This window comes from Geobacillus sp. CAMR5420 (genome assembly GCF_000691465.1).
In the GTDB taxonomy this organism is placed as follows: Bacteria; Bacillota; Bacilli; order Bacillales; family Anoxybacillaceae; genus Geobacillus; species Geobacillus thermoleovorans.
This window is the reverse complement of the sequence record NZ_JHUS01000024.1, coordinates 20,176-43,589: the sequence shown is the minus strand read 5'-3', so window position 1 is coordinate 43,589 and position 23,414 is coordinate 20,176. Positions and strand designations below refer to the sequence as shown.

Genomic DNA, 23,414 nt, shown 5'->3' with positions numbered 1-23,414 from the left:
TTGTTGCGATGAACATCGTCTGTGCGACATTGAATGCCAAATATATTCATATGAATTTAGCCATCCGCTATTTAAAAGCATACGCTCAGCCCGAATTTGACGTCAAGCTTGTTGAGTATACGATCAAAGACCCGGTGCTGAACATTGTGACTGATTTGTACCAACGCCGTCCGGATGTCATCGGCTTCAGCTGCTACATTTGGAACATTGAAGAAACGATCAAAGTCGTCAAGCTGTTGAAAAAAGCAGCGCCGAATATTGTCATCGTCGCCGGCGGACCGGAAGTGTCGTACGATGTGCGTGAATGGATGGAGCGGGTGCCGGAGTTTGACTTTATCGTCGTCGGCGAAGGAGAGGAAACGTTTAAACAGCTGCTTTTCGCTTTAGACGGCCATGGAGACGTCCGTGATGTCGCCGGTCTCGCATTTCGCGACGGGGGCCGCATTGTCATCAATCCGCAGCGAAACAAAATCCACCTTGCCGACATGCCGTCGCCGTTTCGCTTCCCGGAAGACATTCCTCATCTTCCAAACCGGGTCGTGTATGTTGAAACGAGCCGCGGCTGCCCGTTCAGCTGCCAATTTTGCCTGTCCTCGATTGAAGTCGGCGTCCGCTACTTTGACCGCGAAAAAATTAAAGACGACTTGCGCTACTTGATGCGGCACGGAGCGCGGACGATCAAGTTCGTCGACCGGACGTTCAACATCAGCCGCAGCTATGCAATGGACATGTTTCGCTTTTTAATTGACGAACATGTACCGGGCACGGTATTTCAGTTTGAAATTACCGCCGACATTATGCGCCCGGAGGTCATCGAGTTTTTAAACAAGGAGGCGCCGCCCGGCCTGTTCCGTTTTGAAATCGGCGTCCAGTCGACGAACGACGAAGTAAACCGGCTCATTATGCGCAAACAAAACTTCGCCAAACTTTCGCGAACGGTGACGATGATTAAAGAAGGCGGGAAAATCGCCCAGCATTTGGATTTGATCGCCGGGCTGCCGGAAGAAGATTACGACTCGTTCCGAAAGACGTTTAACGACGTGTTCGCCCTCCGTCCGGAAGAACTGCAGCTTGGCTTTTTGAAACTGCTGCGCGGCACTGGGTTGCGCCTGCGCGCCGAGGAGTACGGCTATGTGTATATGGACCATGCGCCATACGAAGTGCTCGCCAACAACGTCTTGTCGTTTGATGACGTCATCCGCATCAAGCAAGTGGAAGACGTGCTCGAAAAGTATTGGAACGCCCATCGAATGGACGAAACGATCGAGTACTTGGTGACCGATGTGTTCCCATCGCCGTTTGACTTTTTCCAGCAGTTTGGCACGTATTGGGATGAGCGCGGCTGGGCGCGCATTGGCCACCAGTTGGAAGACTTGTTCCGCCGCCTGCATGAGTTTTTGCGTACGTGTATGCCAGATGCCCTGCCTGTCGCCGAGTCGCTTATGAAATACGACTATTTGCGCAACCAAAAATACAAACCACGCAAGCCGTGGTGGAATGAAAAAACGGAGAAAACGACGCGCACAACCGTTTACCGCGCGCTGCTTGAGCGCCCCGAGGTGCTTGGGGAGGACTTTGCCGCCCTCGGGCTCGGGGAAAAGGAATTGTTTAAACATACGGTCGTGGAAATCGTGCCGGTTGATGTCGGCCGCTATATCGCCGCGAAGCAGCTCTCGTTTGCGCCAACCGTCATCGTCGCCTATTTTGATCCGTCCGGCACCGGCGCAACGCTGTTTTCCGCGCCGCTGTCCGCCTTGTCCGCTTCGGCATCCGCCTAACGGCCAAACGCCGGAGGCACGGCTTTTTTGTGCACCACGTGAAAAAGCAGGGAGCGTTATCCCTGCTTTTTTCGTTTCTTTTCATTTTCTTTCGCCCGTTTTTGTTCCTCCATGATCCAAAGCGGCTCGTGGGCAGCGAAATCGCCCCATTCAAACGCCGTTTCTTCATTCGTTCGAGCGGGCCGCTTCTTATGCTCTTTACCCATCCCCGCCTCCTTGCCGCCCTTTTTTCGAATTGCGGTTCGCGCCGCGGATCATGTCCTCCTCGCCGGCATATTGTGCCGCAAATTCGGTATCCGGCAGGCTTTCGGTCGGCGTTTTATTGTTGTTTTTCGCCGCGTCAAATTTCACTTTTCGTTTCATCGCTTTGCCTCCTCCTGATCGATCGTTTCCCGCTGGTAAGCGACAAGCACAATTTCTTCTCCTGTTTCTTCACGCAGCCGCTGTTCAAGCTGCTGGAGCTGGCGGAGCGTCCCGTCATGGAGACGGGCGACCGGGAACGCTACATTGTTCACCCGCATCCTCCTTCCCACATTTTTTCTTATCGTGTCTCGGCCGCACTGCCTTTATGCATCGCTAGAACGTTACGGCTTGAGCACGACTTTAATACAGCCGTCTTTCTTTTCGTCGAAAATTTCGTATGCGTATTGCGCCTCATCAAGCGGCAGGCGATGGGTAATGATATCGGTCGGATCGAACTTCCCTTCCACGATCCACTCGTATAACGTCGGAATGTAATGAATGACCGGCGCCTGCCCCATTTTCAGCGTAATGTTGCGTGAGAACAAATCGCCGAGCGGAAACTGGTTGTAGCGGGCGCCATATACCCCGACGAGCTGGATCGTTCCGCCTTTGCGCACCGCCTGCGAAGCGATGACGATCGCCCCCATCGCCCCGCCTTGCAGCTTCAGCGCTGAGCCAATAAGCTCAAGCGGCGTCATCTTTCCGTCGAGCCCGACACAATCGATGACGACATCGGCCCCGCCTCCGGTCATTTCTTTAATATATTCTCCGACATTCTCGTATTCAGTGAAATTTAACGTTTCGACTTTGTTCGTCTTTTTCGCATGTTCGATCCGATAATCGATGTAATCAACGGCGATGACGCGTTTCGCCCCTTTCATCCAGGCAAACTTTTGCGTCAGCAGCCCAACTGGGCCGCAGCCGAGCACGACAACAGTGTCGCCATCTTTTACCCCCGCCTCATCAACGCCCCAAAACGCGGTCGGGATGATGTCCGACAAAAACAGCAATTTTTCATCTTCCAACTCACAGTTTTCCGGGACGACAAACGGAGTGAAGTTGGCAAACGGAACGCGCAAATATTCAGCCTGCCCGCCCGGGTAGCCGCCAAACGTCTCGGAATAGCCGAAATACCCCCCCGATTCGCCGTTTGGGTTCGACGCATCGCATTGGCTTTCGAGCCCGTGCTGGCAATACCAGCATTGCCCGCAGGCGATCGTAAACGGCACGATGACCCGGTCGCCTTTTTTCACTTTCGTCACCGCCGGGCCGACTTCCTCGACAATGCCCATCGGTTCATGGCCGATAATGAAATCTTCCGGCATGTTCGGAATCATCCCATGCACTAAATGGAGATCGGAGCCGCAAATCGCGGTGCTGGTAATTTTGACAATAATGTCATCGTCTTTTAAAATTTTCGGATCAGGCATTTGTTTGACAGCTACATCTTTGATGCCTTGATACGTAACGGCTTTCATGCTACTCCTCCTTCATCGGTTTCTGGGCGAATGAGCCAAAAAGCAGCAGCGCCGCCAAGCAGCGCCATGACGCTAAGAAGCAACAGGAGCGGCGCCGTGCCATGTTTCATCAGCCACGCCGCCAGCAGCGGACCAGCGGCAACGCCGATAAAGCGAAGCGAACTGTAAAATGATGTCACCGTTCCGCGCTCTTTTTCCTCAATCCCTTCGGTGATCAGTGCATCCAAACATGGCAACGCCGCGCCAATGCCGATTCCAGCTGCCGAAAACAGCGCCATCAAAAACGAGAGGGACCGATAAAGCGGAACGATGGCTAACGCGAGGGCGGATAGCGCGCTGCCGGCGATAATGCCCCATTTCATCCGCCATTTATGGTCGCCAATTACTTTCCCGGCCGCAAACGAGGCAAGACAGAGGGCGCCAAGCGGGATGGCGAGCACCCACCCTTTCATCATTCCATCAATGCGATAAACGTCCTCAAGGCGGCTCGAAAGAAAAAATAAAAAGGCAAACAACACGAGCATCAACAAGCCGCCGATGGCAAACACGCCAACGAGCCATCGCCCTTCGCGGCGGAAGATCGCCCCCACCATTGCCACAAACGCTCGAAACGGCAGCGGCCGTTCACGACGTGTCGGCGCCCGGACAAACGATGCCATCATTACCACCGATACAAGGCAAAAGACAGGGAACGAAAAGAACGGCAAAAACCAAACCAATCCAGCCAGCAGCGCTCCGAGAATCGGGCTTAGCACTTTGCCAAACGTATTCGCCGTTTCAATCGTCCCTAAACAGCTGCTCGCCTCGTCGTCGTTCGGAAACAAATCGCCGACAAGCGGGAGCACGATCGGAAATGCCCCGGCCGCTCCAAGCCCTTGCAGCATGCGCCCAGCAATTATCCATACGTACGGATCATCCATCCGCCAAGCGGTCCACCCTGCCAGCATCCCGCCAGTCGCCGCCAAAAACAGACTCGGGACGATGACCTTCTTCCTTCCGATGCGGTCGCTTATATACCCGGCAACCGGAATGAACAAAATCGCCACGATTGAATACATCGTAATCACTAAACTTGACTGCACCGGCGTAATGCCAAGCTGTTTTCCCATGACCGGCAGTACGGGGATCAGCATCGAATTTCCAAGCGTCATCACAAGGGGAATCGAAGCGAGCGCGGCCACCGTCCACCCCCGCCCGACCTGCCTCCCTGTCTGTTTCGGCAGCTGCATCGTCCACTCCATCGTTCCATTCCTTCCTTATGTACTGGTATTCACCATACCTTTATCATCTCCGTTTTCTCGGCATACATGCGAAAGGAAGATGCGCAACAAATGGATGCTCCCCTCAAAATAAAGATGCAGGGCATCCCGTTTTTTCAGATGCCCTGCAGATGACGCCCTTTTTTTGCGTCCGGTATCATTATTTTCCTCCAGTAAACGAAATGCCTTTGATGAAATAACGGTTGAAAAACGCATAAATGACCAACACTGGCAGCGTAAACACCATCGATGCAGCCATAATGTAGTTCCAGTAGCTGATGTATTGCCCTTTGAAGCTGTTAAGCCCGAGCGGCAGCGTAAACAATTGCGGATCGGACAAAGCGGGCGCATAAAATCGTTCCATGAACCCATGAAGACGAAAATGGCTTGCGCCGCCAACGCCGGGCGGGCGAGCGGCAGCACAATCCGGAAAAAAATCCCGAGCCGGCCAAGCCCATCGAGTTCCGCGGCCTCTTCAAGCTCTTTCGGAAAGTTGATAAAAAACTGCCGCATCATGAAAATAAAGGTGGCGTTAATCATCGTCGACACAATCTAACGTTTTAAACGCATATTGGTAAATGAGAAGAACAACGGCTAATGTGGAGTTGTTCGGCCGCCAGAACCAGCCGAGAAAATGTACGATTGGTCAAACAATTGGAAAGTGCCGATTAATCCCATGACTACTACAAACGACGTGACCGGCCGCAAATATGGGACGGTAACGTGCCAAAATTTTTGCCAAGCGTTGGCCCCGTCCAGTTCTGCCGCTTCATACAACGAATCCGGAATATCTTGCAAGGTGGCCAAATTTTTCTCCGTTAATTCGCAAATCCCACTTGCTTAAAAAACGAGTATCCTTGCGTATATAAGCCAAACCCGTACGGATGGTCGGAACATTTCCCTCCTGGTCCGTTAATAAAAATAAATCGTTTTCCTTAATTACACGATAATCCATGTCGCTTCCCCCTGTTGATTTTTCCTATAACATGCACAATGACGTTGACTGCCGTTTCGTTATCCCGAAACGTTTCGGGACCAAAACAAAGGAACCTCTATAAGAAAACGTTTTAATTAACGAACATATTTTCTTATTTATCCCAAAACGTTTTCAATTCTGCCGAAAAAATATATCGCTTCTTTAAAAGCCACAAAACAAAATGGCAACTATCGTGTTCCCTTGACTGTCGATTCACGTATTTTTAACTCTGTCTGCAAAATTTTTATGTGCGAATCCGCCTTACCTTCCAACATGTCAATGAGCAGTTTGGCGGCTTCATACCCCATAGCGAACTTGTCCTGAGCGATGGTCGACAATGAAGGCGACGAATATGAGGCTAAAGTAATATCATCGTAACCGATCACCGCAACATCATCCGGCACCTGTTTCCCAAGACGTTTTGCCGCCTTAATGACGCCTAACGCCATTAAATCGCTGGCGCAAAAAAACGCCGTAATTTCCGGGTATTGCTGAAGCAGCCGCAACGCTTCCTTCTCGGCAACTTCTTCGCGAAACGCCCCGTTGGCAATCCAGTATTCACGCACCGGCAGCCCGGCTTCAATGAGCGCTTCCTTGAATCCTTTCAACCGCTGTTCGCTGACGAATGCGTATTCATATCCGTTAATCATGGCACTTCGTTTATGCCCAAGCTCGATTAAATGGCGAACTGCTTTTTTGGCACCAAGTACGTTGTCCGTCGTTACGTAGCCGACTGTTTTCGACTCGATCGGAATATCAATGAGAACGCAAGGAATGTCGCTTTCTACGACTTCATGCAAATACGGGTCATCGGTGCGAATGCCTTGCAAAATCGCTCCATCGACGCGCCGCTCCCGGCAAAGCTGTGTATACGTTTTTTCCCGCTGTTTTGTTGATGTCGTACTGAACAGCACCATGTCATAGTCGACTTCGCTTACATACTCATTGACGCCGGCCAGCACTTCAAATGTAAAATTGTCCTTCGCGCTTTTTCTTGTTAACCCAGAAACGAGCAGACCGATTGTTTTCGATTTATTCATGACAAGTCCGCGCGCGAGCGTATTCGGGCTATAGTTCAGTTGCTTGGCGATATCGATGATTTTTTGTCTTGTTTTTTCATTAACATCGGAATAGCCGTTCAGCGCGCGCGAAACGTAGTAATCGAAACCCCTGCCGCTTTAGCAATGTCTTTAATCGTTGTCACTGCAATTCCTCCAAAACGTTTCGGATCGTTTTGCTGATTCCATTATAATCGAAAATCGAAAACGTTTGCAATCTTTTTTCCAGCAACATTGTCTGCCTTTAATTCCCACCTATACACCATCGGCGGCCGGCCAATACTAATCATGCCACACCCAAAACAAGGCAAACAAAGGAGGGAAACCAATGGCACGTTCCAGCAACAAACTGCTTGTTCCAGGCATTGAACAGGCATTGGAACAAATTAAATATGAAATCGCCCAAGAGTTTGGCGTACAGCTCGGGGCCAACACCGTTTCGCGCGCCAACGGCTCTGTCGGCGGGGAAATTACGAAGCGGCTTGTCGCTCAGGCGCAAAGCGAGCTGGCAGGCCGGAGAACGGAATAAAGCCGAGGAGCGGAATCACTCGGCTTCTTTTGTTTTGGAATTTACTTTCAGCTGGCGGCCGTGCTTCGCATCGTTTCGTCCGTCAGCCTTTCTGTTTTGGGAGCGTGCTTTTTCCTTCTGGCTTTGGCGCTCCACTTTTTTCTTTACATAATGACCGCCCGGCCGCGAAGGACGGGCGTTTCCGCTTTTTTTCGGGGGCTGCTCCCCGTTTGCTGGATGGTTTTTCAGCTCTTGATACGGCTGTTTTTCCTTTCCTTTCTGTTTCGGCTGCGGTTTTTCGTCTTTCTCTTGTTTGCGCGGCGATAATTGCGGTTTCGGCTGTTTGGGCGCCGACATTTGATTGTTTTTCTTTTCGCTTTGGCCTTTCTCTTTCTTCTTCAGCTTGGCGGGCACTGGCGAAGCTGGTGTCGCCTTTTTCTCGATTTGCAGCAGCTTCCCGGTCGTCATTCCTTTTTTGGCTGCTTGATTGCGCACTTCCATCGTGCTTTTGGCCGTGGTGACGACAATATGGTCGTCCGCTACTGACTGTTGAATTTTGGCGAGTTCAGCGGACAGCTTCTGCGCTGAGGAAGAGTCATGCTCTTTTTCCACCGCTGTAATGAGTACTTCCCCACCCTTGTTTAAATACCCTTTCTGTTCGCTTAACGCAATAATTTGTTTCGCTACATCGGAAAAATTCCGTTCTTTCCATGGAGGCAGCGACGCCATCACTTTTTTGCCTTCTTCGTTGTATGCCTTTAACGTTAACACACGCAACTCGCCATCTACCCCAGCTTCAATGCTTGGGTTAATGTCAATCGACATATAAGCATAGACGGAATCGGAAGGCCATTGAAGCCAAGTCACGACAAGCAGCACAGCGGCCGCCACCACGCTTACCGCCGCATATCGAAACGAACGACGGCGAAACGGAAAGGGTTTTTTCACCACCCTCGCTTCAATCTCCTCGCCGATTTCGTACTCTCCTTCCTTTTTCACTTGGAGAAATTCCCCTTCCGGCGTCAATACAGTGACGAACTCTTCATCCAACTCCAGCACAATTCCCTTTTTCACGATGAAAGCACCCCTTTTATATAGTCCTTCAAGTAAATGTAATCGCCTGCCAAAATGACCGCGACCGCAATAATGTATTTTCTGTTTCTCTCAATCGTCTTGCGGCTGACCGACGCCATCGTTTCCAGCTGTTTGATCGGCAGTTGCTTTTTTCGAAACAAAATACCAAGCCATTCGTCATTCGCAACAAGCAGTTCAGCCACACGAATAGCGTTGAGGCGGGCGTCTTTATGTTTTGGCGATTGTTCGACTAAATCGTGAAAATGAATGCCGAATTGTTTCAGCACTTGCTGGTAATGGAGAATTTCTTCCCGACGCTGTTCCTGTTCGATTTGCCTATAAAACTCCTCAACCGATAATTTCGCATCTACGTACGTTTGCGCCGCCTGCTCGCCGTTTTCTTCATCTTCGACATGCCATATGGCCTCTCGCGTTCTCACCTCTTTTCGAATGTAATCGATGAGGCGCCGCTTAATGAGCAGCTCCGCAAACGACAGAAAGGAACCTCCTTTGTGCAACGCATATTTTTCAATCGCTTCGTTAAAAGCGATCAGCCCGATGCTCGCCTCATCATCTTCCTCGCGGATGAACCTCTTGCATACACTTGAGACTGTTTTGACGATAAACGGCTTATATTGCCGGATAAGCTCATTGCGCAACGCTTCATTTCCCCGCTGAATTTCCACAACCGTCCGTTCAAGCGTTCTCTCTCTTCTTTTCAATAATGTCCCAAACACCCTTTTCACCCCGCTCATACAAAACCGGACTGACGCTCGTTCTTTATACTATTCGCACATCGCAATCCAAATATGACCATCGTTCAAAGGGGATTTTTTTAGCTGTGCAAGTGAACACAGGTCCCCAAAAGAGCCCAACGCCGCCGCGCCGAGCACACGCCTTCCATCGGCAAAAAATCAGGTGTTTTTCCCATCTAATGAAAAAGGGGAAACGCGGTGTTGCCGAAAAGTTTGACGAAATGGAAAAAGGGGCTGTTTCCCCATTGGGACAGCCCCCTTTTCATTATGTGGCCGCTCATCCAGCCTTTTCTTCCGTCCGTGCCATTTCATTCAGCTCACTATGCTTGCGGCCGTAGATAAAGTAAATCACTAGACCGATCAGCAGCCACGAGACAAAACCGATCCATGTCATCGCCGGAAGCTGAAGAACGAGGTAGCCGCAGAATAAGACAGCCAAAATCGGGACGACCGGGACAAACGGAACGCGGAATGCCCGCTTTAAGTCCGGCTGCGTTTTACGCAACACCAACACGCCGATCGAGACGGTGATAAAGGCAAAGAGTGTGCCAATGTTCGTCAGTTCCGCCAATTTGTTGAGCGGGATGATGCCGGCGAATACCGCTACAGCCGCTCCCGTCAGCCACGTATTGACATACGGCACTTGGCGCGTCGGGCTGATGCGAGCAAACACTTTCGGCAGCAAACCGTCGCGGCTGATGGCGTAGAAGAGACGCGTCTGCCCATACATCATCACAAGGAGCACGGTCGTAATGCCGGCGATCGCCCCGAGCGAAATAAAGCCCGCCACCCAGTCTTGGTGGATATAGTTTAACGCAAACGCCACTGGGTTTTTCACGTTGAGCTGCTCGTACGGAACGATGCCTGTCAATACGAGTGAAACCGCAATATACAACAATGTGCACACAAGCAACGAGACGATGATGCCAATCGGCATATCACGCTGCGGATTGCGCACTTCTTCCGCCGCCGTCGACACCGCATCAAAGCCGATGTAAGCGAAAAACACCGTCGCCGCGCCGGTCGCCACGCCAGAGAAGCCATACGGCATAAACGGCGTCCAGTTTTCCGGTTTGACGTACCAAACACCGACCGCCAAAAAGAGCAGCACAACCGCCACTTTAATGGCAACGATCACCGCATTAAAACGAGCCGATTTTTTCGCACCTAAATTCAACAAAAACGTAATGAACAGAACGATGATAATCGCTGGCAAATCGATGAACGTTCCTTTCGCCGGATCATACGCACTCGTTAGCGCCTTCGGCAGCTCGATGCCAAAACCGGCAAGCAGTCCTTGGAAATAGCCGGACCAACCGACAGCGACCGCCGACGAAGCAACCCCGTATTCCAAAATCAAATCCCATCCCAAAATCCAAGCGATGAGCTCACCAAACGTGGCATAGCTGTAAGTGTAAGCGCTCCCCGACACCGGTACGGTCGAAGCAAACTCAGCGTAACAAAGCGCCGCAAACACGCAAGCCAAGGCAGATAAAATAAACGAGAGAACGAGCGCCGGACCGGCATGCTCTGCCGCAGCCACCCCGGTCAGGACGAAAATGCCCGTCCCGATAATGGCACCGATGCCGAGCATCGTTAAGTCGAATGCCCCTAACTCTTTCCGCAGCGAGGCTCCTTTCGCCCCCGACTCCTTAAGCAACGATTGAATCGGTTTTTTACGAAACAAATTCATAGATGTCTCCCCTTGTCGTTTTTTGTAGAAAATTGTTGAATTTTATTGTCGAATACAGTTGTCATTCTACATGATCCTTGTTTTTTTGTAAAGTGCGAAAATAAGAAAAACAGCAAAAAATTTTTTCCGTTTTGTGCGGCAAAGCAAAAAATAGTTTTTTAAAATAACAAAAAATATTAATTTACAATTTTTTCAGATAAATATATAATGAATATGTGACAAATTTGTGACAGAAAGGAGGATGGTTCTTCCGATCATCGTCATGCATCGATATCTCATTTTGAAAACGCTTGAATTCAAATCAAGGAGGGATTTTCATGGCCGTCAAAAAGCAGTCGTTTTCCGATCCGGTCGGCGCTAATTACGAAGCGATCGCCCAGTCAGCTTCATTTCGCGCCCTCATCCAAGCGAAGAAACGCTTTATCGTTCCGGCGACCGTCTTTTTCTTCGTTTTTTACTTCACCCTTCCGGTATTAACGTCGTACTCGAAAGCACTCAATGCGCCGGCGATCGGGCCGGTCAGCTGGGCTTGGCTGTTTGCCTTTGCGCAATTTATCATGACATGGGCCTTATGCATCCTTTATTCGAAACGCGCAGCACAATTTGATGCCATCGTCGAGCAAGTGAAGCAAGAAGCGAAGGAAGGAGGAAACGCCTAATGCACGGGTTGGCCTTTTTCCTCTTTCTCATCATCGTTGCCTTGACGCTCGTCATTACGTACTACGCCTCCAAGCGCACGAAAACAACGAGCGAATTTTACACCGCGGACAGCAGCCTCACCGGCTGGCAAAACGGGCTCGCCATCGCAGGCGATTATATGTCCGCCGCATCCTTCTTAGGAATCGCTGGCATGATCGCGCTGACGGGATTTGACGGCTTCTTTTACAGCATCGGCTTCCTTGTCGCTTATCTTGTCGTCTTGTATATCGTCGCCGAACCGCTTCGCAACCTCGGCAAATACACGATGGCCGATATGATCGCCGCCCGTTTTGACGATAAGAAAGTGCGCGGCGTCGCGGCGTTAAATACGATCGCCATCTCGATTTTCTATATGATCGCCCAGCTTGTCGGCGCCGGCGGCCTCATCAAGCTTCTGTTAGGCTTAGACTACGTTTATTCTGTCTTGATCGTCGGCGTTTTAATGACCGTGTATGTCGTATTTGGCGGCATGACGGCCACGAGCTGGGTGCAAATCGTCAAAGCCGTCTTGCTGATGGTCGGTACGTTTATCATTTCCATCATCGTCTTTGCTAAATTCGATTTCAGCATCGCCAAAATGTTCCATGAAGTCAAAACCGCGACACCGCTTGGCGAAGCGTTTTTAAACCCGGGCAACAAGTTTAAGGATCCACTCGATACGATTTCACTCAACTTGGCGCTCGTGTTGGGGACGGCCGGGCTGCCGCACATTTTGATCCGCTTCTTTACGGTCAAAGACGCGCCGACCGCGCGCAAATCGGTCGTGTATGCGACATGGATCATTGGGCTTTTCTACGTCATGACGATCTTTTTAGGCTTTGGCGCCGCCGCGTTTGTCGGCTATGACAAAATCGTCGCCGCCAACCCGGCCGGCAATATGGCCGCCCCGCTGTTGGCGGAAGCGCTTGGCGGAGATTTCTTGTTCGCTTTCGTCTCTGCCGTCGCCTTTGCGACGATTTTGGCCGTTGTCGCCGGACTTGTGTTGTCAGCCGCCTCGGCGTTTGCCCATGACTTTTACAGCCATATTTTGCGGCGCGGCCAGGCGACGGAAAAAGAACAAATGCTCGCCGCCCGCTGGGCGTCTGTCGGCGTTTCCGTATTATCGATTTTGTTGGCGCTGGTCGCGCAAAAAATGAACGTCGCGTTCCTTGTATCACTGGCATTTGCGGTCGCCGCAAGCGCCAACTTGCCGACGATCGTCTTTACGATTTTCTGGCGCCGCTTTAACACCACCGGAGCGATTACAGGCATGTTGGTGGGGCTCATCAGCGCTTTAGTGCTCGTCTTCTTCAGCCCGAACGTCTGGTCGCCGCAGCCGGGTGCTGCCATTTTCGTCGGCGAACCGCTCTTTAAGCTCGCCAACCCGGGCATCATCTCGATTCCGCTCGGCTTTGTCGGCGCCATCGTCGGCACGCTCGTCTCGTCGAAAAAAGCGGATGAAAAGAAATATACGGAAATTGTCGTCAAGGCGAATACTGGGATCGGACGCGTGTAACACAACGAAGAAGGGGCTGATCCAAAACGCGAATGCGTTTTGGGTCAGCCCCAAATTGGCGTTACAACAGTTTGTATAGGTAATATTCATTGACAAATTCTCCGCCCACTCTTAATGATTGAACCCTCTCGCCTTCTAATACGAATCCCATCTTCCTATATAAGTTGAACGCCTTATCGTTCCCTTTCATGACCGTAAGTCCTAATCTCGAAATTCCAACTTCCTTTGCCCACTCAAACGCTTTGTTGAATAGTTTAGTGGCAATGCCCTGTCCTTGATAGTCTTCAAGAACTCCCAAAACAACATTGGCAGAATGTCGATTTCGTTTTACATCGCCTCCTATGACAGCAAGGAACCCGACAAGCTTGTTTTCAGTTTCAGCAACAAAGATCATTTTATTCGGTTCAAACAACATTCTTTCAATCGATTTACTTTGTTGTTCAACCGTTGTTTGCCGTTCGCCAGGCTCAAATAACATAAAACCAGATTCATCAATTTTTTTGCACAACTCCAAGAAATTTTCCGCATCGCGAACTTCAATCGGTCTTATCATCATTTTTTCTTTCTCCCTTTTATCATCCTTTATGCCGTCGCCGTACGATGAAACACCTTCGCAAACTGCGTATACCGCTCCACTTGGCGGCGGTCGACGTCATAGCCGATGCCCGGGGCGTTCGGCACGCGGATCAAGCCGCCTTGCACCTCGACTTCCGGCGTGATAATATCCCGCTCCCAATAATGGGACGACGCAGCGGTGTCGCCGGGAAGCGCGAAGTTTTCCAACGTCGTGATCGCGATATTGTGGGCGCGCCCGACCCCTGCTTCCAGCATCCCCCCGCACCACACCGGCACGCTGCGCTCAGCACAAAGATCGTGGATGCGCTTCGCCTCCCAAAGCCCACCGACGCGCCCGATTTTGATGTTGATGATGCGGCAGCTGCCAAGGTCAAGCGCCTTGCGCGCATCGTCATAGGAACGAATGCTTTCATCAAGGCAAATCGGCGTCTGAAGAAGCGGCTGCAGCCGGGCGTGATCGACAAGATCGTCAGCGGCGAGCGGCTGTTCGATCATCATCAGCCCAAACTCATCGAGCGCCTGAAGCCGCTTGGCGTCAGCGAGCGTATACGCCGAATTGGCATCCGCCATGAGCGGCACGTCGGGAAACGCGCGCCGCACGTCGCGAATGACATCAACATCCCATCCCGGTTTGATCTTCACTTTGATCCGCCGGTACCCTTGCGCCACATACCGCTCAATCACCTGGAGCAGATCGGCAACCGTCGGCTGGATGCCGATGCTGACGCCGACTTCAATTTCCTTTTTCGTTCCCCCGAGAGCTTGACAAAGCGGGACGCCGAGCCGCTTGGCATACAAATCCCATACCGCTCCCTCAAGCGCCGCTTTCGCCATGTTGTTTTGGCGGATGGCGGCAAAGCGCTCTGGCAATTCCGCTGGATGCCTAAGCGGCTTCGAAAACAAGAGCGGCACGAGAAACTCTTCAAGCATATGCCAGTTCGTTTTCACCGTTTCCTCGCTGTACCACGGGGCGGAAAACGCAACCGATTCGCCCCAGCCGGAAACGCCATCGCAGTCGACCGCCTCCACTAAAATCAACTCTTTCGTTTGAAACGTGCCGAAGCTCGTTGTAAACGGCGCCTTCAACTCCATTTGCAAATGGCGCAATATGACGTACTCGATGTTGATCGCCATTCCTCTTCCCCTTTCTGCGGCAGTCATTCGTTTCTCCTCACCCATATGTAGTGCATCGCCGGCTCCCCGGAACGGCGCCAAGCGCCGGCGGCAATCCAGCCTTCCGTGAGCAACCGCTGAAACAGAGCGCGCGTCGCCAGCCGCCACTCAAGCGCCAGCGCGAGATCCCGCTCTTTCAGCTGCGGAAAGTCAAGCGGAACCGCAGCCAACAACAACGGCGCCGCTGTTTCATCGATGTCTCTCAGCACGGGCCGCAACAGACCGTCAGCCCTTTGACCTGCCTCGAGCACCGTCAGACTTCTGGCCTTGAGAAGATCAGCTTTAGCCAAGCTCCGCTCCCCGGTCGGACGCTCATCAAGCCGCCATTCGACAATGAAGCGGTCGGACGGCAGTTGACCGTTCAACGCGTCATTCATTTCGCCGTAGCAGTTTTCCACATACTCGACGCCAAGGGCCCCAAGCTTCGCCAAGTTCAAATAGCCGTTTCGACTTTGCAACGGGTCATACGTCCAGCGGATGACTCGATAACCGCGCCGCCGCGCTTCTTCCGCCTGTTTCATTTTCAAGCGATAGCCGAGGCCACGATCACGAAACGATTCAGCAATCCCCATCATATGGGAACAAAGATACAATTCCCCATTTCGAAACCCAGGAAAGCTGTAGACAAAGCCGACAAGCTTCCCGTCCGCATACGCCCCGATGATAATGCCCCCGTTTTTCGCCACCGTCAGCGTTTGATGGAGCGGAACCGGCGCCGTTTTCCAAATCTCCTCCTCAAGCCTGGCCATCTCTTTCAACTGTTCGATCGTCTCAATGATTTGCAGCGACAGAGGCACGCTCGTTCTCCCCCTGCGGCGCAAACGTCGCAAACGTGTTCATCACAACCCGCGCCAAAATTTCCACGCCGGAAAGCAAATCATCGCGCCGGAACGTCATGTTCGGGTGATGGAGCCCTGGACGCAAGTCGCAGCCCAATCCGAGCATCGTTGTTTTCAGCTCCGGTTTTTTAAAGGAATAAAAATGGAAATCCTCTCCTCCCGACGTCACGACCGGCGGAACGCATTTTTCCGTCCCCAAAGTCGTGATAATCGCCTCCTCCATCAGCCGCACAGCATCTGGATCAGGATCAGCGGCGACGATGCGCGTCCGCTCAACAAGCTCAATATCAGCTCCGTAAATCGCAGCGACCCCATTGATCACATGGCGCAGCCCCTCGACGAGCCGCTCCATCGCCTCGTTCGTTTGCGCCCGCAAATCAAGGGCAAATTCCGCGTAGTCCGGGATCGTGTTCGCATCTTTTTCACCGGCGTGAAACTTCGTCATTTTGATCGACGCTGGCACTTGTGGGTCGATATGAATTTTGCCGAGCTCCTGCACGATGGCGCTGCCGACTTCAATGACGTTGACGCCTAAATGCGGCCGCGCGGCATGCGCCGCCACGCCGCGAATCCGCCCCTCGATGCATTGCGCCGCTCCGTGAATGATCGCTGGAGACGCATAACCGCCTTTTACCTCTTGAATTGGGCGCAAATGAACGCCGTACAAAAACGTTAGGCCATCAGCCGCTCCTTTTTCGATCATCTTCAGCGCCCCCGTGCCTTTTTCCTCAGCCGGCTGGAACAAAAACCGCAGCGTCCCCGGCGGCTCATAGCCGATGCGGCGAAGCAATTTCGCCACGCCAAGCACAATCGTCATGTGAGCGTCGTGCCCGCACGCGTGGTTCGGCTGCCAAACGCCGTCAACTTCTTGCCAAAGAGCGTCCATATCGCTGCGCACTCCGACCATCAACGGCCCTGTGCCAATTTCCGCCACCACGCCCGGACAATCGGCAAACGTCCGCGCCCGATACCCTTCGCGCTCCAACTCTCGGCGAAGAAATTCGGTTGTTTGCCACTCTTCCCAACTGATTTCTGGATGACGATGAAGGTGATCGAAAATCTCCCATAGCTCCGCCTTCATCTGCTGAACAATTTCTTTCATCCCGCTCTCCCCCGCTGTTTAAAATCAATAGAAAAAACATGGTTATATTCATTATAATATTCAAGCAAACAAATACAACGATAGGCAAATGATTGGAAAAAACAACTACACGCAGTTAAGGGCGGCGCTTGACCAGTTGGTTGACGACCTCAGAAAAAATGAGCCCCATCGCAATCGCCCCAGAAATCATGAACGCTTTTGCCGCTAGTGAAATGGCCGCATTGTAATCGTTCATGACAACATGGCGCATCGCCTCAAACGCTGTTCCGCCCGGCACAAGGGGAATAATGCCAGAGACGATAAAAATCGTCGCCGGCGTTCGATAGCGGCGGGCGAACCCGTTGCTTACAAAAGCGACGAAAAACGCCGCTGCAAACGTGGCGGCGACACCGTCCACCCCCGACCGGGCGGCGGCCATATACATCGCCCAGCCGCTCATGCCGACAAATCCGCTGTGCGGCAGCAATCGTTTCGGAATATTGAAAATGACGCCAAACAGCGATGACGCCACAAAGCTAAGCAACAGCTGCACAATCATCATCGGTACTCCCTGCTAACGAATCGATAAAATAAAGGCAATGCCGGTGCCGATCGCAAACGCGGTTAAAAACGCCTCAGCACCGCGCGACAAACCGGCGATCAAATGGCCGGCCATTAAATCGCGCACCGCATTGGTAATCGCCAGCCCCGGCACGAGCGGCATCACCGAGCCAATCATCATGTTTCCTACGTCCCTGACAAATCCGGCACTTTCCATCAACAGCACGATCCCACCGGCGACAAAAGCGGCAAAAAATTCAGCGAAGAATCGGATTTTCACGAACCGATGCATCATTTCAAAACACCAAAACACCATTCCACCAGAAAGAAGGGAAGGGAGAAAATGATTCATGCCGCCTAACAGCGAGGCAAAACAAGCGCTCGCCGCCGCTGCGGCAGCGGTTTGCTGCCAAAGCGGATAACCGAGTGGCAGCTGCTGAACGCGTTCCAGTTCTTTGCGCGCTCCGTCGAGCGACAGTTCGCCGCTGCTGATGCGGCGGGAAATGTGGTTGACAAGCGCCACCTTGGATAAATCGGTCGAACGCTCGGAAATGCGAATAAACCGTGTTACATTCGTTCCCTCAACGGAAAACATGATGCCCGTTGGGGTCACATAGCTGTGTGAGCGGGAAACACCGAACGAAGCGGCGATACGCCCCATCGTATCTTCCACCCGGTACGTCTCCCCACCGCTTTCAAGCATCAATTTTCCCGCTAATAAACAAACATCAACAATGTCATCCACCCGCTCCGTCATGACCGGTTTGCTCCTTTCGTTTTCGCCCGGCATGGCATTGGCCGGTGCCCCCTTATCCCGTCAGCCCCACTAGGCGCTCATCGCAAAAACAAACTCCCACCAAACGGATTGGCAGGAGTCGCCTTGGATATCGTCGTTACCAAACTTGTTTCCATTATACCAAACAGGCGGCTAACTGCCAAACCGTGAAGGGAATCTCACCGTTTCCCTTTCTTTCCTATTTTTCTGCTTCTTTCGCCTGATTTTTCGCGCCTACAGTCGAAAACAGACGGGTCAACTGCGAAAACGTTATAACGAAACCCAAAGCAAAAGGAGGAACGATGGTGATGAACAAGCGATTTTCGCTCCCTCGCATACTATCAACAAGCGCACTTGCCGCTGCTGTTGCGCTCACTCCTTACAGCCCGGCGGTGTTCGCCAGCACAGGAATCGAGGGGAAAACAGACGGCAACACGGCAACCGAAGCAGATGCCGGTGTCAACCACGACGTCCCGGTTTTGTTGCCAGGCGACTTTTTCTACTTTGTCAAAACCATGATGGAAAAAATCGAACTTGCCCTCACGTTTGACGATGCGGAAAAGGCGAAACGGCTCGCTGAATTCGCTGAAGAGCGGCTAGCCGAAGCAAAGGCGCTGCTTGAACGCGGAGACGTCGAGCAAGCAAAAGAAGTGCTCGCCAATGCCCTGAAACAACAAGATCAAGCATGGAATGTGTATGAAAAAACAAAACAAGCGGATGAACCAAGCGGGGAAACCGCAAAACCTGATGCCGAAGCATTGCGCCAACAGCTGGAAGAAAAATTTTCGCAAAACATCACGGCCTTGCAAGCCGCACTTGAACGGGTGAAAAACCCGCGCGCCAAAGAGGTGCTCGCCCGCAACATTGAAAAAGCGAAACAAAAACTGGAAAATAAAATCGAAAAGCGGCTGGCGAAACAGGCAGAACAAAGCAGCCAAGTAGAGGAAATAGGCGATGAACAAACAGCACCGACAGCACCGGCCGGCGAAACGGAGGAAGCGAAAAACGAGAGCGCACCAACGGCTCCTGAATCCATCGAAACAGAAAAGCCAGCCGCTGCACCGGTGGAAGACGATACAGCGGTTCGTCTAGATGAACAAACGAACACCGCCGCCAAAGCAGACACGAAATCGTCGCTGACGCGAGCCATAAAAGCGGAAGCAAAGGGCAGTGTCCGCCAAGGTGTCGCCGCGAGCGCCAAAGCAAACGGCCGGGAACATCAAGCAGCGGCAGCCGGAAAGCAGCAAGCAGCGTTCCGCGCCTCTGTCTCTGTTTCACAACCTCCGAAACAAACAGCCAAACCGCAGGTGAAAAACGACCATTCGCCGGCCCATAGAAAACAAGACAAGGAAGAAAAGAACAAAAAATAAGTTCCGTTTTTGAAGCTGTTGCTAAAGCAAGGGCTGTTTTCCGAAGCGAACGGGAAACAGCCCTTTCTCCTTGACAATAATGGACATCGTCGTTCCATTGTTCTTTCACCTCCGCCTTAACCGCTCGCTTCCTTGCTCTTGCTTCCGTCATTCAGAATATTCGAAATTCTAATAAACCCCAAAACATAGAGGATCGTAAATCCCCAGCTAATCACTTCGCGAATCACAATCGCTCGGTCAAACGCCTCGATGCCATAGCGAATAATCAAATGCGCTTTGATTGCCGCCAGCAATCCATCGCGCAGGGCAAAGCCAACGGTGATCCATTGAAAAAGAGGAAACACATCACGTTCCAAAAACCGCTTTTTCATCACCGAGCGCGGAGCTCCCTGCATTTCCACAAAATCAAGGGAAAAATAAAGCATCACCGGCCGCCTTACCACAACAGTCACCAGAAAACAGACAGCCAAAACGATCGAGTACCATACATCGTTCCATAACATTTGCAACGCTGATCCAGCCAACACGTTCAATAGCGTACTAACCGCCAGATTGACAATCAAAAACGTGCCGAACCATTGCACTTTGCGAATGAGCCAATAGCGATAAACGGTATAAACCGCTCCCGGCACGGTGCAAATGAGCATCGCCCCATACTCCCCGACCAGCCCGCGCAACGCATGCCAGAGAACGATCGGAAATACGACATACAACACGACATCAAGCATGACGATCCGCTTCCCCATCCCTCGCCCTCCTTACGTCTACTTGCTTCTTTAGTATACGAGTGAATCACTCACCTCGTTTTCACGCCAATGACCCGCAAACGCCCCGGCTCAATCCAAGCGAATACTTCCCCTTCTCCTGCATCCTCGCCATCCGCGTGGATCAGGACAGGAGCGGCAGGGCGGATGCGCACGTTCCGACCAGTAAACACGCAAACTTCTTTCATTCGTACATGCCCGCCCCAAAATACGGTTAAAAACAGCGCAAGAATTTTCCAACGCGGCATCGGCCCGACGACCGTCACATGAAGCAAGCCGTCATCGGCCCGGACGGACGGAGCGATGCGCATTCCCCCACCGTAGTATGGGTGATTCGAAACCGTTGCCAGCCAAGCCTTCAAAAACGAATAATTCTGTCCATCCACACAAATATCAAGGTCAACCGGTTGATAGCGAAACAACTCTCTTACTAAATAAAACACATAAATGAACGAACCGAGTCCAAAACGATTCAGCCTCCCTTTCCATTTTGAACGGTTGGCCATGCGGGCGATATGGGCGTCAAAACCGCAGCCGATGCTGTTGGCAAACACGCCGTCGGGCACGGCGCTGCTGGCAAAACGGCCGAGATCGAAAGCCAAATCCTTGCCGGATCGAACGTCACTCAACAGCCGTTGGAGCGCCTGTTTCGGTTTTCGGGCAAGACGGAAACCGCGGACAAAGTCGTTTCCCGTTCCGGCGGGGATGCAGCCAATCGCAACGTGCGGAAACGAACCCGCTCCGTTCACCACTTCATGCACGGTCCCATCGCCCCCGACCGCCGCAATCACCGTCGGCTCGACGCTTTCCACGCCGATTCGTCGGGCGATTTCCTTTCCTTCTCCCTTTCGGCTCGTCCAATATGCCTGATAGGCGATTCCTTCCCGATCCAGCAGCGGCTGCAGCTGCTTCCAAATGGACACGGACCGGCCGTTTTTGGCGGCTGGATTGATAATGAAATAAAGTTTCATCCTCTTCCCCCATTCATAACCCCTTTTCTTACCTATTTGCGGTTTGTTTCATTTTTCCTCTCGTCGAAATGAGAAAAATCCGAACCCGCAAACCGGATTCGGATCCCTCCGTCATTCCTCGCCAATAATTTTGACTTCTAATTCCAGATCGACCCCGAATTTTTCTTTCACTGTTTTGCGCACCATTTCGATCGTCGCAATGTAATCGGCAGCGGTCGCATTGTTTTTGTTAATAATGAATCCTGCATGCTTCGTCGACACTTCCGCACCGCCGAATCCTTTTCCCTGAAGGCCGCTGTCTTGGATGAGCTTGCCGGCAAAATAGCCCGGCGGACGCTTAAACACGCTTCCGACCGACGGATACTCAAGCGGCTGTTTCGATTCGCGCTGAAACGTCAAATCATCCATTTTCGCCTTGATTTGTGCATAGTCGCCCGGCCGGAGCGCAAAGACGACTTCAAGCACAATATCATGCGTCCGGCTGATAATGCTTGTTCGATAGCCAAGCTCCAGCTCCTCGTTTTTCAGCGTTTTCAACTCACCGGAGAGCGTCGCCACTTTGACATGGTCAAGCACATCTTTCACTTCACCGCCGTACGCTCCGGCGTTCATCATAATCGCCCCGCCGACCGATCCCGGAATGCCGCAGGCAAACTCCAACCCGGTGAGGTGTTGTTCGAGCGCGAACCGCGACACCGCTTTAATATCCGCCCCGCTTTGTGCGATCACGTTGTTTCCTTCACGCCAAATGCGGTTCAAATGCCTAAGCTGCATGACAATGCCGCGCAGCCCGCCGTCGCGGATAATGACGTTCGAACCGTTGCCAAGAAGCGTAAACGGCAGGCCGTACTCTTCTTTCAGCCGCAACACCTCAATGACCTGCTCGTACGTCTCCGGCCAGACGAGAAAATCGGCCTTGCCGCCGATCCGCACCAATGTATGGTTTTTCATCGGCTCATCGCGAAGGACATTTCTTTCTCCACAAATCTCTACGAGTCTTTGATAAATCTGTTCCGCATGTTCCATCGTTCTGTCACCTTCTTTACTTCTTCCGTGCCGCTTGGCGGCATTCATTCCACATCGTTTCCATTATCGCTGGAATCGCGTCGCATATCAAGTGGGCAATGTTCCTTATTCTGTTTTATTCCGGACTGGGCCAAAAGGTGACGTCGGATGGAAAAGAACAAAAAACCGGACGGGCAACCGTCCGGAAAATGGATTCCTGTTTCTCGCCAAAATGGCAGAAACAAAGCAGCATATCCTCATTCCCATCCCCTATAATTCTATTTCTTGTCCTACTCCGAGCTCCTTCGCTTTTTGATAGACACCAATCGCCACAGCCAAATCATAGAAAGCCGCTCCGACCGATTTAAATAAGGTGATTTCCTGATCGTGTTGCCGCCCAGCTTTCTCTCCGGTGACGAGTTCCCCGATTTCGGCATCAATTTGAGAAAAAGACCATCTTCCACTTTCAGCCGCCTGAATGAGTTCTCCTGCCTCATGCCTGACGCCCTCAAGTGTATCGACGACAATGCGGTCCGCTTGGACAATAGTCTCCACATCCAACTCGCGCATATGTGGCAAGTACGAGCCAATGGCGCTAATGTGCATGCCTGGCCGCAACATTTGACTGGAAAACACCGGCTGTTCCGAGCGCGTGCTGCATACCACGATGTCGGCCTGGCGAACGGCTTCGTCCGCCTCATCCACCACATATACCTTCCCTGTCCATTCCCGAACCAGTTGATGCAGTCCCGCCGCCAAGTCTTCTGCTTTTTTCCTCGTTCGGTTGTACAGAAATATACGTTCAATCGCTCTCACTGCCAATATGCCAACCACTTGTTCTTTGGCCATCGCCCCTGTTCCGATCACCGCTAGCCGCGACGCCGCCTGTGTCGCCAAATAATCAGCTGCAATGGCGGATAACGCCCCCGTGCGCAGTCTCGTCAAATACGTGGCATTACAAACCATCCGATGTTCCCCCGTTTTCGCATCCGTAAGCACCATGATCCCCTGGGTGGTCGATCTTCCTGCTGCAGGGTTATGGGGGAAAATGCTGACCACCTTCACCACTGCTGCCCCCTCCTCAGCGGATGGCATATACAAAATCGAAGCATCATGATTCGGAAATGGAAGCACCGTGCGATCAGGGGTGATCACTTTCCCTGCTTGTTTTTGTCGCAACATTTCTTTTACATCGGAAATGGCATCCTTCATCGTATACATGCGTTGAATTTCTTGTTCTGACAAAATAAGCATAATCCCCCTCCTTCAATACGCTGAAAAAA

23 protein-coding genes and 4 pseudogenes are annotated in these 23,414 nt (G+C 52.0%); 5 read left to right on the top strand and 22 right to left on the bottom strand.

Going from position 1 to position 23,414, the window contains the following annotated elements; translation table 11 throughout:
* The first annotated feature begins 8 nt into the window (after positions 1 to 8).
* Complete coding sequence (locus DI44_RS11630; protein ID WP_014195261.1) at positions 9 to 1,778, top strand: B12-binding domain-containing radical SAM protein; 1,770 nt, start codon at positions 9 to 11, stop codon at positions 1,776 to 1,778.
* Positions 1,779 to 1,834: 56 nt separating this feature from the next.
* Here DI44_RS11630 and DI44_RS19130 read toward each other — a convergent pair whose 3' ends face one another.
* From DI44_RS19130 to DI44_RS0116985, 9 genes and pseudogenes are all read right to left on the bottom strand, one after another.
* Complete coding sequence (locus DI44_RS19130) at positions 1,835 to 1,984, bottom strand: hypothetical protein (RefSeq protein ID WP_014195260.1); 150 nt, start codon at positions 1,982 to 1,984, stop codon at positions 1,835 to 1,837.
* Positions 1,977 to 2,141, bottom strand: a complete 165-nt coding sequence (locus tag DI44_RS19125) for a hypothetical protein (RefSeq protein WP_014195259.1) — start codon at positions 2,139 to 2,141, stop codon at positions 1,977 to 1,979. The genes DI44_RS19130 and DI44_RS19125 overlap by 8 nt, the downstream gene beginning before the upstream one ends.
* Positions 2,138 to 2,293, bottom strand: a complete 156-nt coding sequence (locus DI44_RS19120; protein WP_014195258.1) for a hypothetical protein — start codon at positions 2,291 to 2,293, stop codon at positions 2,138 to 2,140. Before DI44_RS19120 ends, DI44_RS19125 begins: the two co-directional genes overlap by 4 nt.
* 69 nt (positions 2,294 to 2,362) lie before the next feature.
* Positions 2,363 to 3,499: a zinc-dependent alcohol dehydrogenase gene (locus DI44_RS11640; protein WP_011230439.1), complete on the bottom strand. Its 1,137-nt coding sequence runs from the start codon at positions 3,497 to 3,499 to the stop codon at positions 2,363 to 2,365.
* The gene (locus DI44_RS11645) at positions 3,496 to 4,740 is read right to left on the bottom strand and encodes an MFS transporter (protein WP_033024938.1); all 1,245 of its coding nucleotides are present in this window, start codon (positions 4,738 to 4,740) and stop codon (positions 3,496 to 3,498) included. The genes DI44_RS11640 and DI44_RS11645 overlap by 4 nt, the downstream gene beginning before the upstream one ends.
* 178 nt (positions 4,741 to 4,918) lie before the next feature.
* A pseudogene (locus DI44_RS0116990) lies at positions 4,919 to 5,310 on the bottom strand (carbohydrate ABC transporter permease); the annotation flags it as partial.
* 1 nt (position 5,311) lies between these two features.
* Positions 5,312 to 5,565: pseudogene (locus DI44_RS11650) on the bottom strand (sugar ABC transporter permease); the annotation flags it as partial.
* A gap of 1 nt (position 5,566) precedes the next feature.
* Positions 5,567 to 5,713, bottom strand: a pseudogene (locus DI44_RS17830) (glycogen debranching N-terminal domain-containing protein); the annotation flags it as partial.
* A gap of 209 nt (positions 5,714 to 5,922) precedes the next feature.
* Positions 5,923 to 6,938, bottom strand: a pseudogene (locus DI44_RS0116985) (LacI family DNA-binding transcriptional regulator).
* A gap of 182 nt (positions 6,939 to 7,120) precedes the next feature.
* Here DI44_RS0116985 and DI44_RS11655 point away from each other — a divergent pair.
* Positions 7,121 to 7,321, top strand: a complete 201-nt coding sequence (locus DI44_RS11655) for an alpha/beta-type small acid-soluble spore protein (RefSeq protein ID WP_033024936.1) — start codon at positions 7,121 to 7,123, stop codon at positions 7,319 to 7,321.
* A 15-nt stretch (positions 7,322 to 7,336) separates the two neighbouring features.
* On the opposite strand, the gene DI44_RS11660 is transcribed toward DI44_RS11655, so the two are convergent.
* From DI44_RS11660 to DI44_RS11670, 3 genes are all read right to left on the bottom strand, one after another.
* Positions 7,337 to 8,374 (bottom strand): anti-sigma factor domain-containing protein, encoded by a 1,038-nt coding sequence (locus tag DI44_RS11660; RefSeq protein WP_033024933.1) that lies wholly within the window; start codon positions 8,372 to 8,374, stop codon positions 7,337 to 7,339.
* The gene (sigI, locus tag DI44_RS11665) at positions 8,371 to 9,129 is read right to left on the bottom strand and encodes an RNA polymerase sigma factor SigI (RefSeq protein WP_021321416.1); all 759 of its coding nucleotides are present in this window, start codon (positions 9,127 to 9,129) and stop codon (positions 8,371 to 8,373) included. Before sigI ends, DI44_RS11660 begins: the two co-directional genes overlap by 4 nt.
* 277 nt (positions 9,130 to 9,406) lie before the next feature.
* Entirely contained in the window at positions 9,407 to 10,822 is a 1,416-nt protein-coding gene (locus DI44_RS11670; protein WP_033024932.1) for an amino acid permease, read from the bottom strand.
* Positions 10,823 to 11,139: 317 nt separating this feature from the next.
* Between DI44_RS11670 and DI44_RS11675 the strand changes: the two genes are divergently transcribed.
* Together DI44_RS11675 and DI44_RS11680 are read left to right on the top strand one after the other, a co-directional pair.
* Positions 11,140 to 11,481, top strand: coding sequence for a DUF485 domain-containing protein (locus DI44_RS11675; RefSeq protein ID WP_011230430.1), 342 nt, complete (start codon positions 11,140 to 11,142; stop codon positions 11,479 to 11,481).
* Positions 11,481 to 13,016: a cation acetate symporter gene (locus DI44_RS11680; RefSeq protein ID WP_033024931.1), complete on the top strand. Its 1,536-nt coding sequence runs from the start codon at positions 11,481 to 11,483 to the stop codon at positions 13,014 to 13,016. Before DI44_RS11675 ends, DI44_RS11680 begins: the two co-directional genes overlap by 1 nt.
* A 61-nt stretch (positions 13,017 to 13,077) precedes the next feature.
* Here DI44_RS11680 and DI44_RS11685 read toward each other — a convergent pair whose 3' ends face one another.
* From DI44_RS11685 to DI44_RS11710, 6 genes are all read right to left on the bottom strand, one after another.
* A complete protein-coding gene (locus tag DI44_RS11685) occupies positions 13,078 to 13,572 on the bottom strand; it encodes a GNAT family N-acetyltransferase (protein ID WP_033024930.1) in 495 nt (164 codons plus the stop codon).
* 26 nt (positions 13,573 to 13,598) lie between these two features.
* Positions 13,599 to 14,726, bottom strand: a complete 1,128-nt coding sequence (gene menC / locus DI44_RS11690) for an o-succinylbenzoate synthase (RefSeq protein WP_033024929.1) — start codon at positions 14,724 to 14,726, stop codon at positions 13,599 to 13,601.
* Between the two features lie 23 nt (positions 14,727 to 14,749).
* Positions 14,750 to 15,562: a GNAT family N-acetyltransferase gene (locus DI44_RS11695; RefSeq protein WP_033024926.1), complete on the bottom strand. Its 813-nt coding sequence runs from the start codon at positions 15,560 to 15,562 to the stop codon at positions 14,750 to 14,752.
* Positions 15,537 to 16,706 (bottom strand): M20 peptidase aminoacylase family protein, encoded by a 1,170-nt coding sequence (locus DI44_RS11700; RefSeq protein ID WP_011230425.1) that lies wholly within the window; start codon positions 16,704 to 16,706, stop codon positions 15,537 to 15,539. The genes DI44_RS11695 and DI44_RS11700 overlap by 26 nt, the downstream gene beginning before the upstream one ends.
* Positions 16,707 to 16,821: 115 nt before the next feature.
* A complete protein-coding gene (locus DI44_RS11705) occupies positions 16,822 to 17,247 on the bottom strand; it encodes a threonine/serine exporter family protein (RefSeq protein WP_020279520.1) in 426 nt (141 codons plus the stop codon).
* A gap of 12 nt (positions 17,248 to 17,259) precedes the next feature.
* The gene (locus DI44_RS11710) at positions 17,260 to 18,003 is read right to left on the bottom strand and encodes a threonine/serine exporter family protein (protein WP_033024980.1); all 744 of its coding nucleotides are present in this window, start codon (positions 18,001 to 18,003) and stop codon (positions 17,260 to 17,262) included.
* Between the two features lie 326 nt (positions 18,004 to 18,329).
* On the opposite strand from DI44_RS11710, the gene DI44_RS11715 reads away from it, so the two are divergent.
* Entirely contained in the window at positions 18,330 to 19,391 is a 1,062-nt protein-coding gene (locus DI44_RS11715; protein WP_227016057.1) for a DUF5667 domain-containing protein, read from the top strand.
* Positions 19,392 to 19,507: 116 nt separating this feature from the next.
* Here the strand turns inward: DI44_RS11715 and DI44_RS11720 are convergent, their stop codons facing one another.
* The 4 genes from DI44_RS11720 to DI44_RS11735 all read right to left on the bottom strand — a co-directional run bounded on the left by DI44_RS11720 (position 19,508) and on the right by DI44_RS11735 (position 23,385).
* Complete coding sequence (locus tag DI44_RS11720) at positions 19,508 to 20,137, bottom strand: VC0807 family protein (protein ID WP_033024925.1); 630 nt, start codon at positions 20,135 to 20,137, stop codon at positions 19,508 to 19,510.
* Positions 20,138 to 20,187: 50 nt separating this feature from the next.
* Positions 20,188 to 21,126 (bottom strand): diacylglycerol kinase family protein, encoded by a 939-nt coding sequence (locus DI44_RS11725; RefSeq protein WP_033024924.1) that lies wholly within the window; start codon positions 21,124 to 21,126, stop codon positions 20,188 to 20,190.
* 111 nt (positions 21,127 to 21,237) lie between these two features.
* The gene (murB, locus tag DI44_RS11730; protein ID WP_013145998.1) at positions 21,238 to 22,152 is read right to left on the bottom strand and encodes a UDP-N-acetylmuramate dehydrogenase; all 915 of its coding nucleotides are present in this window, start codon (positions 22,150 to 22,152) and stop codon (positions 21,238 to 21,240) included.
* Positions 22,153 to 22,401: 249 nt separating this feature from the next.
* Positions 22,402 to 23,385, bottom strand: a complete 984-nt coding sequence (locus DI44_RS11735) for an ornithine cyclodeaminase (protein WP_033015762.1) — start codon at positions 23,383 to 23,385, stop codon at positions 22,402 to 22,404.
* Positions 23,386 to 23,414: the final 29 nt, after the last annotated feature.

What these genes read in the sequence shown, in the direction of transcription:
- DI44_RS11630 (WP_014195261.1), top strand. Translation starts at nt 9, where the DNA reads ATGAACATCGTCTGTGCGACATTGAATGCCAAATATATTCATATGAAT.
- DI44_RS19130 (WP_014195260.1), bottom strand. Translation starts at nt 1,984, where the DNA reads ATGGGTAAAGAGCATAAGAAGCGGCCCGCTCGAACGAATGAAGAAACG.
- DI44_RS19125 (WP_014195259.1), bottom strand. Translation starts at nt 2,141, where the DNA reads ATGAAACGAAAAGTGAAATTTGACGCGGCGAAAAACAACAATAAAACG.
- DI44_RS11640 (WP_011230439.1), bottom strand. Translation starts at nt 3,499, where the DNA reads ATGAAAGCCGTTACGTATCAAGGCATCAAAGATGTAGCTGTCAAACAA.
- DI44_RS11645 (WP_033024938.1), bottom strand. Translation starts at nt 4,740, where the DNA reads ATGGAGTGGACGATGCAGCTGCCGAAACAGACAGGGAGGCAGGTCGGG.
- DI44_RS11655 (WP_033024936.1), top strand. Translation starts at nt 7,121, where the DNA reads ATGGCACGTTCCAGCAACAAACTGCTTGTTCCAGGCATTGAACAGGCA.
- sigI (WP_021321416.1), bottom strand. Translation starts at nt 9,129, where the DNA reads ATGAGCGGGGTGAAAAGGGTGTTTGGGACATTATTGAAAAGAAGAGAG.
- DI44_RS11670 (WP_033024932.1), bottom strand. Translation starts at nt 10,822, where the DNA reads ATGAATTTGTTTCGTAAAAAACCGATTCAATCGTTGCTTAAGGAGTCG.
- DI44_RS11675 (WP_011230430.1), top strand. Translation starts at nt 11,140, where the DNA reads ATGGCCGTCAAAAAGCAGTCGTTTTCCGATCCGGTCGGCGCTAATTAC.
- DI44_RS11680 (WP_033024931.1), top strand. Translation starts at nt 11,481, where the DNA reads ATGCACGGGTTGGCCTTTTTCCTCTTTCTCATCATCGTTGCCTTGACG.
- DI44_RS11685 (WP_033024930.1), bottom strand. Translation starts at nt 13,572, where the DNA reads ATGATGATAAGACCGATTGAAGTTCGCGATGCGGAAAATTTCTTGGAG.
- menC (WP_033024929.1), bottom strand. Translation starts at nt 14,726, where the DNA reads ATGGCGATCAACATCGAGTACGTCATATTGCGCCATTTGCAAATGGAG.
- DI44_RS11700 (WP_011230425.1), bottom strand. Translation starts at nt 16,706, where the DNA reads ATGAAAGAAATTGTTCAGCAGATGAAGGCGGAGCTATGGGAGATTTTC.
- DI44_RS11705 (WP_020279520.1), bottom strand. Translation starts at nt 17,247, where the DNA reads ATGATGATTGTGCAGCTGTTGCTTAGCTTTGTGGCGTCATCGCTGTTT.
- DI44_RS11710 (WP_033024980.1), bottom strand. Translation starts at nt 18,003, where the DNA reads ATGACGGAGCGGGTGGATGACATTGTTGATGTTTGTTTATTAGCGGGA.
- DI44_RS11715 (WP_227016057.1), top strand. Translation starts at nt 18,330, where the DNA reads ATGAACAAGCGATTTTCGCTCCCTCGCATACTATCAACAAGCGCACTT.
- DI44_RS11720 (WP_033024925.1), bottom strand. Translation starts at nt 20,137, where the DNA reads ATGGGGAAGCGGATCGTCATGCTTGATGTCGTGTTGTATGTCGTATTT.
- DI44_RS11725 (WP_033024924.1), bottom strand. Translation starts at nt 21,126, where the DNA reads ATGAAACTTTATTTCATTATCAATCCAGCCGCCAAAAACGGCCGGTCC.
- murB (WP_013145998.1), bottom strand. Translation starts at nt 22,152, where the DNA reads ATGGAACATGCGGAACAGATTTATCAAAGACTCGTAGAGATTTGTGGA.
- DI44_RS11735 (WP_033015762.1), bottom strand. Translation starts at nt 23,385, where the DNA reads ATGCTTATTTTGTCAGAACAAGAAATTCAACGCATGTATACGATGAAG.